General features: G+C 60.3%; 1 protein-coding gene. It reads left to right on the top strand.

The features are described from left to right. Positions 1-262: 262 nt before the first annotated feature. A partial coding sequence (locus EOA22_RS35885) for an alpha/beta hydrolase (protein WP_164756294.1) occupies positions 263-748 on the top strand: 486 nt, incomplete at its 3' end.

Below are 748 nucleotides of genomic sequence, written 5' to 3'. Positions count from 1 at the left end.
CGGAGAAGGCGAACGCGTCATGCATACTCTTGGGGCCGGTCATGCCGAGGAGGCCAGCCTGACGCCAGGCGCTGTGTGCGCGATGATGGAACGATCGTTTATCCCGGGAGCATCTCCTCGGGACGCAAGCATGGATCATTGCAAGATCGCGGCCATGGCGATCGCCAGGCGTTGAAAAGCCTTCCACGCCAGGCACAGGGTCTGGCGGAACAAGCTGTGACCTCGAAGGTTGGGTCACGCAGACAGCTTCTAAGGCACGCGAATGGCGTTGGACAGAGACGAGGCGAAACTAGCGGCCGGATTGTCCGTCGCTGCATTAGCGGCACTAGCGGGATACAACGCCATCCGCGCCAAACGTGCGATCGCCAGCCTGACATGCGGACGTATGATGGCAATTGATGGTCTGCGCCTGCATTTTATCGAAGCCGGAACCGGCATGCCGCTGCTTCTCCTGCATGGCAATGGATCCATGGCGGAGGATTTCAAGTCGAGCGGCGTCTTCGATGAGGCGGCAAAGACCTACCGGGTGCTCGCATTTGACCGTCCCGGCTTTGGGCGAAGCTCACGTTCGCGCACCCGGCGCTGGTCCGCTTGCGACCAAGCCGACCTCATACATGCCGCCGCCGGCAGATTGGGTATTAAGAAATATCTCGTCCTTGGACATTCCTGGGGAGCCTGGATCGCCCTCGAGTTGGCGCGCAGGCATTCTTCATCGGTCGCCGGCATTGTGCTTGTCTCAGGCTATTAC

It is taken from the genome of Mesorhizobium sp. M7A.F.Ca.US.014.04.1.1, from assembly GCF_003998745.1.
Lineage (GTDB): Bacteria > Pseudomonadota > Alphaproteobacteria > Rhizobiales > Rhizobiaceae > Mesorhizobium > Mesorhizobium ciceri.
Note: the sequence above shows the minus strand (reverse complement) of the source record. Positions and strands in the feature narration are given on the sequence as shown.